Source organism: Pseudomonas sp. H1_F01, assembly GCF_054681425.1.
Window position 1 is genome coordinate 5,548,591 of the sequence record NZ_CP162823.1, and the last position, 15,379, is coordinate 5,563,969.

At 62.2% G+C, this 15,379-nt stretch carries 14 protein-coding genes; 4 read left to right on the forward strand and 10 right to left on the reverse strand.

What is annotated here, in order from left to right; translation table 11 throughout:
• Positions 1–18: 18 nt before the first annotated feature.
• Together AB4O09_RS25150 and AB4O09_RS25155 are read right to left on the reverse strand one after the other, a co-directional pair.
• The gene (locus AB4O09_RS25150; protein WP_003198188.1) at positions 19–3,084 is read right to left on the reverse strand and encodes an efflux RND transporter permease subunit; all 3,066 of its coding nucleotides are present in this window, start codon (positions 3,082–3,084) and stop codon (positions 19–21) included.
• Between the two features lie 6 nt (positions 3,085–3,090).
• Positions 3,091–4,191: an efflux RND transporter periplasmic adaptor subunit gene (locus AB4O09_RS25155; RefSeq protein WP_003198187.1), complete on the reverse strand. Its 1,101-nt coding sequence runs from the start codon at positions 4,189–4,191 to the stop codon at positions 3,091–3,093.
• A 94-nt stretch (positions 4,192–4,285) separates the two neighbouring features.
• Between AB4O09_RS25155 and AB4O09_RS25160 the strand changes: the two genes are divergently transcribed.
• Positions 4,286–4,921, forward strand: a complete 636-nt coding sequence (locus AB4O09_RS25160) for a TetR/AcrR family transcriptional regulator (RefSeq protein WP_003198185.1) — start codon at positions 4,286–4,288, stop codon at positions 4,919–4,921.
• 229 nt (positions 4,922–5,150) lie between these two features.
• Here AB4O09_RS25160 and AB4O09_RS25165 read toward each other — a convergent pair whose 3' ends face one another.
• Positions 5,151–5,933, reverse strand: a complete 783-nt coding sequence (locus tag AB4O09_RS25165) for a class I SAM-dependent methyltransferase (protein ID WP_003198183.1) — start codon at positions 5,931–5,933, stop codon at positions 5,151–5,153.
• A 91-nt stretch (positions 5,934–6,024) separates the two neighbouring features.
• Between AB4O09_RS25165 and AB4O09_RS25170 the strand changes: the two genes are divergently transcribed.
• Positions 6,025–6,645, forward strand: a complete 621-nt coding sequence (locus tag AB4O09_RS25170) for a hypothetical protein (protein ID WP_003198181.1) — start codon at positions 6,025–6,027, stop codon at positions 6,643–6,645.
• A 1-nt stretch (position 6,646) separates the two neighbouring features.
• Here the strand turns inward: AB4O09_RS25170 and AB4O09_RS25175 are convergent, their stop codons facing one another.
• From AB4O09_RS25175 to ppc, 7 genes are all read right to left on the reverse strand, one after another.
• Positions 6,647–7,345: an extensin-like domain-containing protein gene (locus tag AB4O09_RS25175; RefSeq protein ID WP_003198180.1), complete on the reverse strand. Its 699-nt coding sequence runs from the start codon at positions 7,343–7,345 to the stop codon at positions 6,647–6,649.
• A gap of 16 nt (positions 7,346–7,361) precedes the next feature.
• Positions 7,362–8,183: an isocitrate lyase/PEP mutase family protein gene (locus tag AB4O09_RS25180; RefSeq protein WP_003198178.1), complete on the reverse strand. Its 822-nt coding sequence runs from the start codon at positions 8,181–8,183 to the stop codon at positions 7,362–7,364.
• 33 nt (positions 8,184–8,216) lie between these two features.
• Positions 8,217–9,077 carry a DUF72 domain-containing protein gene (locus tag AB4O09_RS25185; RefSeq protein WP_013692374.1) on the reverse strand — a complete coding sequence of 287 codons (861 nt, stop codon included), beginning with the start codon at positions 9,075–9,077 and terminating at the stop codon, positions 8,217–8,219.
• Positions 9,077–9,388 carry a hypothetical protein gene (locus AB4O09_RS25190; RefSeq protein ID WP_003198174.1) on the reverse strand — a complete coding sequence of 104 codons (312 nt, stop codon included), beginning with the start codon at positions 9,386–9,388 and terminating at the stop codon, positions 9,077–9,079. Before AB4O09_RS25190 ends, AB4O09_RS25185 begins: the two co-directional genes overlap by 1 nt.
• Positions 9,389–9,774: 386 nt before the next feature.
• The gene (gene tsaB, locus AB4O09_RS25195; RefSeq protein WP_003198172.1) at positions 9,775–10,452 is read right to left on the reverse strand and encodes a tRNA (adenosine(37)-N6)-threonylcarbamoyltransferase complex dimerization subunit type 1 TsaB; all 678 of its coding nucleotides are present in this window, start codon (positions 10,450–10,452) and stop codon (positions 9,775–9,777) included.
• Positions 10,453–10,545: 93 nt separating this feature from the next.
• A complete protein-coding gene (gene adk / locus AB4O09_RS25200) occupies positions 10,546–11,193 on the reverse strand; it encodes an adenylate kinase (protein ID WP_003198170.1) in 648 nt (215 codons plus the stop codon).
• Between the two features lie 291 nt (positions 11,194–11,484).
• Positions 11,485–14,115 carry a phosphoenolpyruvate carboxylase gene (gene ppc / locus AB4O09_RS25205; RefSeq protein WP_223524194.1) on the reverse strand — a complete coding sequence of 877 codons (2,631 nt, stop codon included), beginning with the start codon at positions 14,113–14,115 and terminating at the stop codon, positions 11,485–11,487.
• A 180-nt stretch (positions 14,116–14,295) separates the two neighbouring features.
• On the opposite strand from ppc, the gene AB4O09_RS25210 reads away from it, so the two are divergent.
• Both AB4O09_RS25210 and AB4O09_RS25215 read left to right on the forward strand, forming a co-directional pair.
• Complete coding sequence (locus AB4O09_RS25210) at positions 14,296–14,640, forward strand: hypothetical protein (RefSeq protein ID WP_003198166.1); 345 nt, start codon at positions 14,296–14,298, stop codon at positions 14,638–14,640.
• 283 nt (positions 14,641–14,923) lie between these two features.
• Entirely contained in the window at positions 14,924–15,337 is a 414-nt protein-coding gene (locus AB4O09_RS25215; RefSeq protein WP_003198164.1) for a DUF4398 domain-containing protein, read from the forward strand.
• Positions 15,338–15,379 lie beyond the last annotated feature (42 nt).

Consider the following 15,379-nt stretch of genomic DNA (forward strand, 5'->3'; position numbering starts at 1 on the left):
TTCTGGCCTCTGAACGCCTCAGGTTTTCTTGACCCTGAACCACGCCGCATACAACGCCGGCAGGAACAACAGCGTCAACGCCGTCGCCACAATCAACCCGCCCATTATCGCCACGGCCATCGGGCCGAAGAACAGGCTGCGTGACAGCGGGATCATCGCCAGCACCGCCGCCAGTGCGGTGAGCACAATCGGGCGGAAGCGGCGTACCGTCGCTTCGATGATCGCCTGCCAGGGCGACAGCCCCGCCTTGATGTCCTGTTCGATCTGGTCCACCAGGATCACCGAGTTGCGCATGATCATCCCCGACAGCGCGATCGTGCCGAGCATGGCGACGAAACCAAACGGCTGGCGGAACATCAACAGGAACAGCGTGACACCGATCAACCCCAGCGGTGCGGTGAGAAACACCATGACGGTGCGTGAGAAACTGCGCAGTTGCAGCATCAGCAAGGTCAGCACCACCACGATGAACAACGGCACCCCGGCGTTCACCGATTTCTGGCCGCGGGCCGAATCCTCTACCGTACCGCCCACCTCCAGCAGGTATCCGTCCGGCAGTTCTGCACGAATCGGGTCCAGGGTCGGGAAGATCTGCTGCACCAAGGTCGCCGGTTGTTCCTTGCCGTAGATATCGGCCCGTACGGTCACGCTCGGCAAGCGGTTGCGGTGCCAGATCACGCCTTCTTCGAAGCCGTATTCCAGGGTCGCAATCTGCGACAGGGCAACGCTCTTGCCGTTGTCGGTCGGCACCGCCAGGCTCGGCAGCAACGACAGTTCGGTGCGCTCATGCACCGTGCCACGCAGCAGGATTTCGATCAGCTCGTTGTCTTCCCGATACTGACTGACGCTGGAGCCAGTGAGGGAGCTGCGCAGGAAACTCGCCAGGTTGGCCGTGCTCACGCCCAGGGCTCGGGCGCGGTCCTGGTCGACGTTCAGGTACACCACCTTGCTCGGCTCTTCCCAGTCCAGGTGCACATTGGTCACGTAAGGGTTTTCGCGAACTTTCTCCGCCACTTTGCGCGCCAGGGCGCGAACCTTTTCGATGTGTTCGCCCGTGACGCGGAACTGCACCGGGTAGCCGACTGGAGGGCCGTTTTCCAGACGGGTGACCCGCGAGCGCAGGGTCGGGAATTGTTCGTTCAGGGTCGAGATCAACCAACTGCGCAAAGGCTCGCGGTCTTCGATGGTCTTGGCCAGCACCACGAACTGGGCGAAGCTGGACGCTGGCAATTGTTGATCCAGCGGCAGGTAGAAACGCGGCGAACCGGTGCCGACGTAGGCCACGTAATTGTCGATGCCCACGTGGTCCTTGAGCAGCGCTTCAAGGCGCTTGACCTGCTCGGCGGTGTTGCTCAGGGAGGCGCCTTCCTGCAGCTTCAGGTCGACCATCAGTTCCAGCCGCCCCGATGCCGGGAAGAACTGCTGCGGCACGAAACGGAACAACACCACCGAGCCGACGAACAACAGCACGGTCAGGATGATGACAGTTTTGCGACGACGCACGCACCACTCCACCATCCGCCGGACACGCTTATAGAACGGCGTGCCGTACGGGTCGGTCTGGCCGTCAGCCGTGCCATGTTTGGCCGCGTGAATTTTCGCCAGGTCCGGCAGGAGCTTTTCCCCCAGGTAAGGCACGAACACCACGGCAGCCACCCAGGACGCCAGCAGCGCCAGGGTCACGACCTGGAAAATCGAACGGGTGTATTCGCCGGTGCCCGATTGCGCAGTGGCGATTGGCAGGAAGCCAGCCGCGGTGATCAACGTACCGGTGAGCATCGGGAATGCCGTGCTGGTCCACGCGAAACTGGCGGCCTTGATCCGGTCAAAGCCCTGCTCCATCTTGATCGCCATCATCTCCACCGCGATGATCGCGTCGTCCACCAGTAGCCCCAGTGCCAATACCAGCGCACCGAGGGAAATCTTGTGCAGGCCGATACCCAGGTAATACATCGCGGCAAACGTCATTGCCAGCACCAGCGGGATCGCCAGGGCCACCACCATCCCAGTGCGCAACCCCAAGGAGAAGAAGCTCACCAGCAACACAATCGTCAGAGCTTCCACCAGCACCTGGACGAACTCACCAACCCCGGTCTTCACCGCCGCCGGTTGGTCCGACACCTTGCGCAATTGCATGCCGGCCGGGAGCGTGTTCTGGATCCGGGCAAAATCGACCTCGAGGGCCTTGCCCAACACCAGGATGTCACCACCTTCCTTCATGGCCACGGCCAGGCCAATGGCGTCTTCGCCCATGAAACGCATGCGTGGCGCCGGTGGATCGTTGAACCCCCGGCGCACATCGGCCAGATCGCTGATGCGGAACGTACGATCGGCAACCCGGATCGGGAAGTTGCGGATCTCTTCCACGGACTGAAAATTCCCGGAAACCCGTAGCTGCAATCGCTCGCTGCCGGTTTCGAAGAAGCCGGCGGTCGATACGGCGTTCTGCTCTTCCAGAGCCTGCTGGACCGCCGCCAAGGGCAGGCCGAGGGTCGCCAGCTTGACGTTCGACAGCTCGATCCAGATCTTCTCGTCCTGCAAACCGAGCAGCTCGACCTTGCCCACGTCCTTGACCCGTTGCAGCTGGATCTGGACGCGATCGGCGTAGTCCTTGAGCACGGCGTAGTCGAAGCCGTCACCGGTCAGCGCATAGATGTTGCCGAAGGTGGTGCCGAATTCATCGTTGAAAAATGGCCCTTGGATACCCGGCGGCAAGGTGTGGCGGATGTCACTGATCTTCTTGCGTATCTGGTACCACAGCTCGGGAATCTGCACCGAATGCAGGGAGTCGCGGGCCACGAAGGTCACCTGGGACTCGCCCGGACGGGAGAACGAGACGATCCGTTCGTAATCGCCGGTTTCCATCAGCTTCTTTTCAATGCGCTCAGTGACCTGACGCGAGACTTCCTCGGCCGTGGCGCCCGGCCAGTTGGTGCGGATGACCATGGCCTTGAAGGTGAACGGTGGGTCTTCGCTCTGGCCGAGCTTGGTGTAGGAAAGCGCGCCAACGATCGCCAGCAACAGCATCAGGAACAGTACAATCTGGCGGTTGCGCAGCGCCCATTCGGAAAGATTGAAACCCATCGGGGATTACTCCTTGGCCGTCAGGTTGACCACGCGGTTGGAGCGATCCACCGGCCGCACCTGCTGGCCGTCGAGGAGCACATGCACGCCGGCCGCCACCACCCAGTCATCTGGGTTGAGGCCTTCAAGCACCGGAACGGTCTTTTCGCCGAAGGCGCCGACCCGCACCGGGACTTTTTTCAGGGTGTTGTTGGCGTTGACCACCCAAACGTACGTCGCGCCATTTTCAGCCGTCAGGGCCGACAAGGGCACCGACAGCGGCACCTTGTCGGCAGTCTGGATAAACACCCGGGCGCTCTGGCCCAGCTCGGCCGGGACACTGCCAGCAGTGAAGGCCACACGGGCGGCGAAGGTACGGGACTTGGGGTCGGCGGCCGGCGAGAGCTCGCGAATACGTCCGCTGAAACGCTGGTCGGGCTGGCTCCACAGTTCGACCGAAACCGGCTGGCCGATCTTGAACCGGCCAAAACCCTGTTCCGGCAGGCTGATCAGCACTTCACGCTCGCCGTCGGTCGCCAGGGTGAACACCGTTTGACCGGCCGCCACCACCTGCCCGACCTCCACCGAACGCCGCGCAACCACGCCATCCTGGGGCGCACGCAGCACCGAATAGCTGGCCTGGTTGTTGGCGACGTCGAACTCGGCCTTGATCTGCTTGAGCCGCGCGGTGCCGGAGCGGTAAAGGTTTTCGGCATTGTCGTACTGGGAGCGGCTGACCATCTGCCGTTCCATCAAGGTTTTGTAGCGGTCACGCTCGGCGCGCACCAGATTCAGGTTAGCCTCGGCGGCAGCGACCTGGGCACGGGAGGCCTCCAGTTGCAGGCGCACATCTTCGGGATCGAGTTCGGCCAGTGGTTGATTGGCCTTGACCCGCTGGCCCTCTTCGACCAGTCGTCGGCTCACCTTGCCGCCAATGCGAAAGGCCAGGTCGGGCTCGAACCGTGCTCGCACTTCACCGGGGTAACTGTCCATCGCCTGGGTTGAAGGTTGTGGTTTCACCACCAGGGCCGGGCGCACGGCGACCGGGACCGGCTCGTCATGACCGCACGCAGACAATAAAAAAGCCAGGGTGACTGGCACGGCGAGGGGCAAGGCATAGCGGAACATGGCGAGTGACCTTTCGCTAATGGTGCTTGGAATAATTATACTGGCGAGTATGTTATTAATAGCAAACTCACCAGTCCAGTATTAAAGCGAAGAAATGTCGAACAATCCTCCAATCCCTTCCGGCCCCGGCCGTCCCAAGGACTTGGCCAAGCGCCAGGCCATTCTCGACGCGGCGAAGAAACTGTTCATGCATCTGGGTTATGCCAGCACCAGTATGGACGCCGTCGCCACTGAGGCGGGCGTGTCGAAACTTACGGTCTACAGCCATTTCAAGGACAAGGAGACGCTATTTTCCTCCGCCGTGATCGCCAAGTGTGAGGAACAGGTACCGACGCTTTTTTTTGAATGGCCTGACGGCGTTCCGATCGAAAATGTGTTGTTGAACATCGCTCGCGGTTTCAACCAACTGATCAACAGCGACGAATCGCTGAATCTGCATCGGTTGATCATGGCCTTGGGTAGCCAGGACCCGAAGCTGTCGTCGATTTTCTTCGAAGCCGGCCCGCAACGGATACTCTCAGGCATGGAACGCCTGCTGACCAAGGTCAACCAGCACGGCGCCCTGAGCATCGACAAACCGCGCAACGCCGCCGAGCATTTCTTCTGCCTGATCAAGGGCGCAGCGAACTTCCGCCTGTTGTATGGCTGCGGCGCGCCACTGGAACCTGAAGCGGCCGAGGCCCATGTGCAGGAAGTGGTGGAGTTGTTTATGCGGGCTTATCGGCCTTAGGCCTGCCACCGGTTTCTCTGACTGAGGTGGACCTGCGGGAGCAAAGCTTTCCCTGACAGAGGTTGACCTGTGGGAGCAAAGCTTTCCCCGACAGAGGTTGACCTGTGGGAGCAAAGCTTGCTCGCGATGGCGGCGCTGCGATCTCTCAGAACACCGCGTCATCGTTCATCGCGAGCAAGCTTTGCTCCCACAGATCATTCTTCTCCGACAGAACACCTTTTCCCACAGATCAGGGCTTGAGCGCTTTCTTCGGGTAGATATCGTAGCGACTGGATTTGCCATCGAGCCCATGACTCGGCTTCGGCCCTTCGATGCACGGAGCCTTGCGTGGGCGCTTGACCACTACCCGGTGGGTCGCCAGGGCCAGGGCCGCAGCGAGCAGCGCCGGGGCGTCCGGGTCATCGCCCACCAGAGGGCGGAACAGGCGCATTTCCTTCTTCACCAAGGCGGTTTTCTCCCGGTGGGGAAACATCGGGTCCAGGTAGATCACCTGGGGCGGTTCGCCTTCCCAGTCGCGCATCACTTCGATGGAGTTGCCCTTGAGCAAACGCATGCGCGCCACGATCGGCGCCACGTCGAAATCCTCCGCCGCGCGGGCCAGGCCATCCTCCAGCAGGGCCCCAATCAACGGTTGACGCTCGATCAGGCTCATTTCGCAGCCCAGGCTGGCCAGCACAAACGCATCCTTGCCCAACCCGGCCGTGGCATCCAGCACCCGCGGACGCACACCTTGGGCGATACCGACCGCCTTGGCGATCATCTGGCCGCTGCCGCCACCGTACAAACGCCGATGGGCTGCTCCGCCCTCGACAAAGTCCACCCGCACCGGTCCTGGCGCGTCCGGGCCCAGTTGCTGCAACTGCAATCCCTGCTCGCCGATCTGCAAGGCAAACTCGCCATCGTCCACTTGCAAAGGCAGGCCAAGCCGCTCGGCCCAGTGCTCGGCCTGCGATTGGAAGGCCGGGGCCAGGGCCTCGACATGGATGCGGCAGGCCGCGGGTTGCTCACTCATGGAAACATGCTCAAAAAATTAAGGATCGGCAAAAACGGCCGATAACAACGGTGAACGGCATTTTGCCAGAGCTGAGCGTCGACCGAGAAAAATGTCAGACATTCAATCCACATCGATAGGCGTTATCTCCCCTTACGGCGATTACAGCCTGCGTAACACCCAAGCGCTGAGCGGCGTCAGTCACCTGTGGCAGGATTTTTTTGCCCGGGCCCTGGCCGATCAACTGGGTGATAACGCACCGGCACCTGGCAGCTACCAGCCAGTGGCCCTCGATGAAGCGGTTGAACCGACCCTCGGCGCCGAACTGCTGGAGCACATCGTCAGCCAGCGCACCTGCGAAGTGACCGAAACACCGGTCAAGCCGCCTGAGCCGCTGTTCCTGCCCATCGCTGAATTCGAACTCGACCTGCTGGACAAGCCGTTCCCGCCTTTCCCAGCGGAAGAAATCGCCGCCCAGCAAAAACAGCAGACCTTCGAAAGCAATTGGGTTCGCCCACTCGTCCTCACCGCCGGCCAACCACTGCCGGAGCCCGGCCCTGCACCGCAACCGCGCCCACTGCACCTGCCGATTGCCGAGTTCGAACTCGACCTGCTGGACAAGCCGTTCCCGCCCTTCCCGGAAGAGGAATTGGTGGCGCAGCAGAAACAACTGGACTTCGACACCCGCTGGGCACGTCCGATCGTGCTGCAGAACCTGCGCATCGCCGCTTAAATCAGCGACAGATCCACCAAGGCCCCACATCCAGATGAAAATGGTTGCGGTGCGCCGCGTTGTAATCCGGGCTCAAGACCACACTGAACATATCGCAGGCACCGTCGCGGGCCTGACGTAGAAAGCGCGCATCGGCATTGTCCTTGGGCCAGTCCTTGAGCACGCTGACCGTGCGCCCATCGGCCAGGCGAAACCCGGCGATGTCCAGCGCACTGGCAGTGGCGTGCTGGCTACGCGAGCCGTTCTCACGACCGTACATGTTGCGACAGGCGAAACTGCCGAGGTGATCGACTCGCGTCACTTTCTGCCCATAGACCGCCGCTGCCGCCGGCTGCAACCCATGGCGCTCGAACAGCGCGAAGGCCACGGCCAGCGGGCAACTGGCGAGGAAACTGCTGCTCAGCGCTACCTCACCGCCCTGCACCCTCAGCACGTTGGTCAGCGGGCAATCGGTATTGGCGCCGCTGTCAGCCTGGCGAGCGGTGCGCAGCCCCGACGTGGCGAGGGCCTGGTCGCACAGCTGCGGGTCGTTGCGCAGGGCCATGAGCTTGAAACGGGTCAGCAGGTTCGGCGCAAGGTTGACGTCCAGGGGCGCCCAGGGATTCCATTGGGGCGGCACCGCCACCCAGCCGCGCCATACCCCCAGCACTGCGACGCCAACGAGCAGTGCCACGACCGCAAGAACTTTCAAAAACCGCACGATGTTGCCTCGGGCATCAACCCTTGAATAATTGGTTGGCCTGCTTGAACGGCATCGAGCGGCGCGTGAAGGTGAACGTGCCCTGCTGCTGGATTTCCTCGGCGGCGCGGAAGAACTCGCCAAGCGCGGCCAGGGCCAACGCCGATCCGACGCTGATGCGCTTGACGCCCAACTCGCTCAACTGCGCGACGGTCAGGTCCAGCGCCCCGGACATCAGCACATTCACCGGTTTCGGCGCCACGGCCCGCACCACCGCGAGCACTTGCTCGGCGCTGCTCAGCCCCGGGGCGTACAACACGTCGGCACCTGCGTCTGCGAAAGCCTTCAAGCGGCGAATGGTGTCGTCCAGGTCCGGATTGCCGTGCAGGAAGTTCTCCGCCCGGGCCGTCAGCAGGAAGGGATACGGCAGGCTGCGCACCGCGTCGGCGGCGGCCTTGACCCGCGCCACGGCATGGTCGAAGCAATAGATCGGGCTGTCTTCGCGCCCCGTGGCATCTTCGATCGAACCACCCACCGCACCGGCCTGCGCCGCACGGAGCAGGTTACGCGCGCAATCGTCGGGGGCATCGGCAAAACCGTTCTCCAGGTCTACAGCCACGGGCAGGTCGGTGGCCGCCACAATCGCCCGCACATTGGCCAGCGTGTCCTCCAGGCCCAGCGCGCCATCGGGCCGGCCCAAGGAAAAGGCGTGGCCGGCGCTGGTGGTCGCCAGGGTTTCAAAGCCGAGGCTGGCCAGCATCTTGGCCGAACCGGCATCCCACGGGTTGGGAATGACAAAAGCCCCTTCACGTTCGTGCAAGGCCTTGAACGCCTGGGCTCGACGAGTTTGCGCATCCATGTAGTTCGCTCCTGAGCAGAGAAGGAATGGGCCTCAGAGCAAACCCAGTTGCTCGGCGGCGGGCTCTCTATATAGCTCAGGCAGGGCCGGCAATCCAGGCAAACGACTCATCAGGCGAGTGTGGAAGCGTTGCGCGAGTTTGGCCGCCAGCAGGTTGTCGGCGGTGTGCAGGAAGATATAGGGCGTGCGCCCCTCTTCGATCCATCCGGCGATTTTCTCCACCCACGGCGTCAGGAACGGTTCATTGGCTTCCAGCACCGGATGACCGATGAAGCGCACTTGCGGACATTGGGTGAACGCCGCAGGCCGGGGCGGCACGCGGGGCTTTTTCGATTGCGCGTGGAGCACCGCAGGATCAAGCGAGGTGCAACTGAACAAGGCCCGGGGATCGAGACAGATGCGTTCGACACCACGATCGAGCAACAGGCGATTGAGGCGCCGTTCGGCATCGCCCTTGGCGAAGAACTCATCGTGACGGACCTCCACGGCCAACGGACGCTGCAACGCGTCGATGAACCCCGCCAGTTCCGGCAACCGATTCGGGGTGAAGGCCTTGGACAGTTGCAGCCAGTACGGCGAGACGCGCTCACCCAAGGGGCTGAGCAGTTGCAGGAAGGTTTCGGTGGCCGTCAGGCGCTCGCGCAAGTCGCCGTTGTGGCTGATGTCACCGGGAAACTTGGCGGTGAAGCGAAAGTGCTCGGGCATGATTTCGGCCCAGCGCTGGACCGTGGCCGCAGACGGGCTGGCGTAGAAGGTCGTATTGCCTTCCACGGCATTGAACACTTGGGAATAGAGATTCAGGAAGTCGGTGCTTTTGGCGTCCTGGGGATAAAGATAATCACGCCAGGCGTTTTCGCTCCAGGAGGGGCAGCCCAGGTAGTAAGGCAAGACCATCAGATGTAGAGATCGAGACCCAGCACTTCCATATCCCAATCGACGAAACCGGCGGTGCTCAGGTAGCTCGCCAGGGCCGTGGCGACACTGCGGCTCATTGCACGGTGATAGAGCATGTCTTGCTGGCGGGCGGGAAGATTGCTCAGGCGTTGCGCGGAGGCTTTGGCGGCACGGGCGGCCAATTGCTCTTCAGACGGGAACTCCAGTTCGCCATCGATATCATCATCGAAGGATTCTTGCTCAGCGATTTTGCCTGCACGAGGCTTGCGCTTGATGGGATAGGACTGGGATGAAAAGCCGTCTATACGCATAACAGAATGCTCGGTATCAATGATGGCAATTTAGCGGCACTTTCGCAGCCGCGCAAATGCGCAAGTGATAACTAGAACACATAAAGCCCAAAAGGTTTAAAAACGGGCTGAAAAAATGACGACTGGCAATATTGGGTGTGACTTTTGGGGGCGTAAATAACTTTGAGAAGAGGAATGACTTTTGATCGTTCCTCACACTCCGCGTGGGAATGCCGCCAGGGACGCTCCGCGTTCCGCTTCTGGAAGGTGACGCAGAGCGTCACGGGATGCATTACCACGCAGAGCGTGGGAACGATCAGGCTGCGGCGGCGGTGGAAGATCGTTCCTCACGCTCCGCGTGGGAATGCCGCCAGGGACGCTCCGCGTTCCGCTTCTGGAGGCTGGGTTTATCGCTCGGATTTTGGCGTTGCGACTTTGTCCCGCAGGTAAACGGGTTGCGCATCATCGGCCACAATGGCTTCACCACGGGCCCAGGCGAAGCGCGCCAGGGCCAGCAGGTCTTCGGCGTGAGGCAGCAAGGTGGCGTCCTGGCCGGTCAGGCTGACGGCGATGCGCTCGCCGTAGCCCCAGCCGGTACCGGCACCGAACCAATCACCGTCGGCCCCGCTCGGCAACGCCGCTGCTTCGGGCGGCAATACCGCTTCGGCACCCACCAGACGCATCTCGCCGTCGGTTTCGCGATAGCAGCCCCAGTACACCTCGTCCATGCGCGCATCGATGGCCGCTGCGACTTGGCGGGCGCCTTGTTCGCGCAAAGCGCGCTGGGCCAGCACCGCCAGGTTCGACACCGGCAACACCGGCCGCTCCAGGGCAAACGCCAGTCCTTGCACCACGCCGATGGCGATGCGCACGCCGGTAAAAGCCCCCGGCCCGCGACCGAAGGCAATCGCGTCCACTGCCTGCAAGGTCGTCCCGGCATCGCTCAGCAGTTTCTGGATCATCGGCAACAGCTTCTGCGCATGCAGGCGCGGGATCACCTCGTAATGGCTCGTGACCTTGCCGTCGTGCAGCAAGGCAACGGAGCAAGCTTCAGTCGCGGTGTCCAGGGCCAGCAAGGTGCTCATCGATGTGTCCGTAAATCAGGTGGAAAAAAGTGCGCCAGTATAAACAACTACGGCCCGCAAGCGGGCCGTAGTTGATGCAACTGATCAGACTTTTCAGCTCAGCGCTTCGAGCACCTTGCCGGTGATCGCATCGACCGTGCCTACGCCCGGGATGTGGCTGTACTTCGGCTTGCCCTGGGCAGCCGACAGATTCTGGTAGAACGCCACCAACGGCTTGGTCTGGGAATGGTAGACCGACAGGCGATGACGCACGGTTTCTTCGGTGTCGTCCTTGCGCTGCACCAGCTCTTCACCGGTGACGTCGTCCTTGCCCGCGACTTTCGGCGGGTTGTAGACGGTGTGGTAGACACGGCCGGACGGCTCGTGGACACGACGACCGGCAATGCGCTGGACGATCTCTTCGTCGTCGACCGCGATTTCGACCACGTGATCAAGCTCAACACCGGCAGTCACCAGGGCTTCAGCCTGGGGAATGGTGCGTGGGAAGCCGTCGAACAGGAAGCCGTTGGCGCAATCGGCTTGAGCGATACGATCCTTGACCAGGGCGATGATCAGGTCATCCGACACCAGGCCGCCGGCATCCATGATGCTCTTGGCCTTGACGCCCAGCTCGGTGCCCGCCTTGACTGCGGCACGCAGCATGTCGCCAGTGGAAATTTGCGGGATACCGAATTTTTCGGTGATGAACTTTGCCTGAGTACCTTTACCGGCCCCGGGAGCTCCCAGCAGAATGACGCGCATCGATGTGCTCCTCAATTTTTTTATGTAAAACGCTCGGATTCGCCTCGTGGGGCCAATCTTCGAAAAACAGGATCGTGACCGCCCAAACGGCCAAAGGCTGATCAAGATACACAGCAGGCCCGACCCACACAAGCCGCCGAAAGTCGGAGGAACCCGCGCCCGATACGACCTTCGGAGGGGGTGGCGAGAGTCGCAACCGGGCAACGAACTGTCGCCTGGCCAACCTGTTCCCTCCCCCGACGGACAACGCCCGGGAACGCCGGGCGAGCCGTTTCGGTGCGCTGCCTAACCTTAGCCGGTATTGCGCAAACCGGCGGCAATCCCCGCCACAGACACCAGCAACGCCTGTTCCACGGGGCTGCCCTGGGCTACATCCTGCTGCCGCGAGCGCGCCAACAGTTCGGCCTGCAACAGGTGCAGCGGGTCGAGGTAAGTGTTGCGCAGACGAATGAATTCCAGCGTGGCTGGGCTATGTGCCAGTAGCTGCGACTGACCGGTCAACCCAAGGACCACCGAGCAGGCCTGCGACAATAGGTCGCGTAAATGCGCACCCAAAGGCAGCAGCCCAGGTTCCACCAAACGCTCGTCGTAGGAGCGGGCAATATCGGCGTCGGCCTTGGCCAGCACCATCTCCAGCATGTCGATGCGGGTCCGGAAGAACGGCCATTGCTCGCGCATCTGCCCCAGCAACTCACCTTCGCCACGCTCCAGGGCCTTGCTCAGTGCGGTTTCCCAGCCGAGCCAGGCCGGCAGCATCAGGCGGGTCTGGGTCCAGCCGAAGATCCACGGGATCGCCCGCAGGCTTTCGATGCCACCGGCCCGACGCTTGGCCGGACGGCTGCCCAGGGGCAGGCGCCCCAGTTCCTGCTCGGGGGTGGACTGGCGGAAGTACTCGACAAATTGCGGGTTTTCCCGCACCACGGCGCGGTAGGCCTTGACGCCATCGGCCGCCAGTTCGTCCATCAGGTGCCGCCACTGCGGCGTGGGCGGCGGCGGTGGCAGCAGCGTAGCTTCAAGCACCGCAGCGAGATAAAGGTTGAGGTTCTGTTCGGCGATGTCCGGCAGGCCGAATTTGAAACGAATCATTTCACCTTGCTCAGTGGTACGGAAACGCCCGGCCACCGAACCCGGCGGCTGGGACAGGATCGCCGCGTGCGCCGGACCACCACCACGGCCCACGGTGCCGCCGCGACCATGGAACAACAGCAGTTCGACTTGCTGCTCGCGGCAGATGTCCACCAACCGCTCCTGGGCCCGATACTGCGCCCAGGCCGCCGCGGTGGTCCCGGCGTCCTTGGCCGAATCGGAATAGCCGATCATCACTTCCTGAGGACCTTGCAGCCGCGAGCGATAGCCGGGCAGCAGCAACAGCCGCTCGATCACCGGCCCGGCGTTGTCCAGGTCGGCCAGGGTCTCGAACAGCGGCACCACCCGCATTGGCCGCAACACGCCGGCGTCCTTCAATAACAGCTGCACCGCGAGGACATCGGAAGCCGCACCGGCCATGGAGATCACGTAGGAACCCAGGGATGCCGCTGGCGCCGCAGCCACTTCCCGGCACGTCGCCAAAACTTCCGCCGTGTCAGCCGATGGCTTGAAATGGGCCGGCAGCAGCGGACGCCGGTTGCTCAGTTCCGCCAGCAAGAAGCTGATGCGCTGCTCCTCGCTCCAATCCTCATAGCGCCCCAGGCCCAGGTAGTCGGTTATTTCCGTCATGGCAGCGGTATGGCGCGTCGAGTCCTGGCGCACGTCGAGGCGCACCAGGAACAGGCCGAAGGTCACTGCCCGGCGCAGGCAATCTAGCAGCGGCCCGTCGGCAATCACGCCCATGCCGCATTCGTGCAACGAGTGGTAGCACAGCTCCAGGGGGTCCAGCAGCTCGCGGTTGTGCTGCAACACATCGGCGCTTGGCGGCGTGGCGGCGCTCAGGGAGGCGTGGGCCCAGTTGCGGGTGGCGCGCAGGCGTTCACGCAGTTGCTTGAGCACGGCGCGATAAGGTTCGGCGCTGTCGCCGGCCTGGGCACGCAAGGCCTCGCTGGCGTGTTGCATCGACAGCTCGGCCGCCAGTTGATCGACGTCACGCAGGTACAGGTCCGCCGCCATCCACCGCGCCAGCAACAGCACCTCGCGGGTCACGGCGGCGGTGACATTCGGGTTGCCGTCACGGTCGCCGCCCATCCACGAGGCAAAACGGATCGGCGCGGCCTCCAGCGGCAGGCGCAAGCCGGTGGCGGCATGCAGCGCCTGGTCAGCCTTGCGCAGGTAATTGGGAATGGCCTGCCACAGCGAGTGTTCGATTACCGCGAACCCCCACTTGGCCTCGTCCACCGGGGTCGGCCGGGTGCGGCGGATTTCTTCGGTGTGCCAGGCTTCGGCGATCAAGCGTTGCAGGCGTTCGTGAATCTGCGCGCGCTCGGCGCTGGTCAGGTCGCGGTGATCCTGGGCGGCCAATTGCGCGGCAATGGCGTCGTATTTCTGGATCAGCGTACGGCGAGCCACTTCCGTGGGGTGGGCCGTGAGGACCAATTCGATCTCCAGCCGCCCCAATTGCCGGGCCAGGGCCTCTGCGCCATGGCCTTCGGCCCGCAACCGGGCGAGCAACTCGGGCAACACCCGCGCCTCGAAGGGTTCCGGCTGCGATTCTTCGCGGCGGTGGATAAGTTGGTATTGCTCGGCGATGTTGGCCAGGTTGAGAAACTGGTTGAACGCCCGCGCCACCGGCAGCAGTTCGTCCTCGCTCAACTGGTTGAGGCTGGCGCTGAGTTCGGCGTCCACGGAACCGCGTCGATCAGCCTTGGCACCCTTGCGGATCTGCTCGATCTTGTCGAGAAACGTGTCCCCGTATTGTTCACGGATGGTGTTGCCCAATAGCTCACCGAGCAGGTGAACGTCTTCGCGCAAGCGTGCATCGATATCGGTCATCAGCATTTCTCCAGCAAAAAAGTCCGGACAGCTCTTGGATTAGAGAGTGCCGATGCCCACCGTTTCTGACAAGCGACGAAGGGACTTTAAACCTTGCAGGACAAAGCTAGTCTCATGATTAAGCCACACCACGGCTTGTCACTCACCGCGCCTGCCACGAGCAGGCTTATTGAGGTCATCATGAAAATTCGTGAGCTTGCCCAGCATTGGGAAGAAAACGCCAAGGGCCGTCTGACCCAGACTGGCTACACGATTCATCTGGACGTGGAAGCCGCCGCACGGCTGGCGGCGATCTGCGACATGTACCCCAAGCGCCAGCCCGAGGAGCTGCTCGGCGAGCTGATCGGGGCGGCACTGGAAGAGCTGGAAGCAAGCTTCCCCTACATCAAGGGTTCGCAAGTCGTCGCGACCGATGAAGAAGGCGACCCGCTGTACGAAGACGTGGGTCCGACCCCGCGATTCCTCGCCTTGTCCCGGCGGCATCTGCACGAACTTTCCTCGCAGAACGACAAATCCAAACACTGACCGCTTTCATTCCTGGTTGCGACTTTCCGGCGCGATGCTTTCCCACCCGCGCCGGAATACCGCTGCGCGCCTTGAAAGTTCAGCTTTTCTGCGACTGACCGATCAGTCAGTAATTCTTTTGGCGAATGGCCATCTTCGCTGAACTTTTGAAAAACGCCTCGGGTCACACCGAGTAACCATACTGGAACGGTTGTTTAAATAAACGCGCCTTGGCGCCAGCACCAAACCAGACGTCACGGCTTCGGTCCCAGCATGGATTTGTAGTTTTTTCAGGAGTTTTCCAATGGAGTTGAAGCCTATGAATACTTGCACTGCCAAACCCTCGTCCACTGGCCTGCGCGGCTTGAAGTTGGCTGCCCTGGCGATCGGTAGCAGCTTCATTCTCGCCGGTTGCGCCGGTAATCCACCTTCGGAGCAGTACGCGGTGACCCAATCGGCGGTCAATAGCGCCGTCAGCGCCGGCGGTACCGAATTCGCGGCTGTGGAAATGAAATCGGCCCAGGACAAACTCAAGCAGGCCGAAATCGCCATGCATGACAAGAAATACGACGAAGCCAAGCGTCTGGCCGAACAGGCCGAGTGGGACGCCCGCGTCGCCGAGCGCAAGGCTCAGGCCGCCAAGGCCGAACAAGCACTCAAGGACTCTCAGAAAGGGGTTCAGGAACTGCGTCAGGAAGGCATGAACAAGGTTCAGTAAGCCGTTCACACCACGACGTACTTCTCATTGATAAAAGGACGA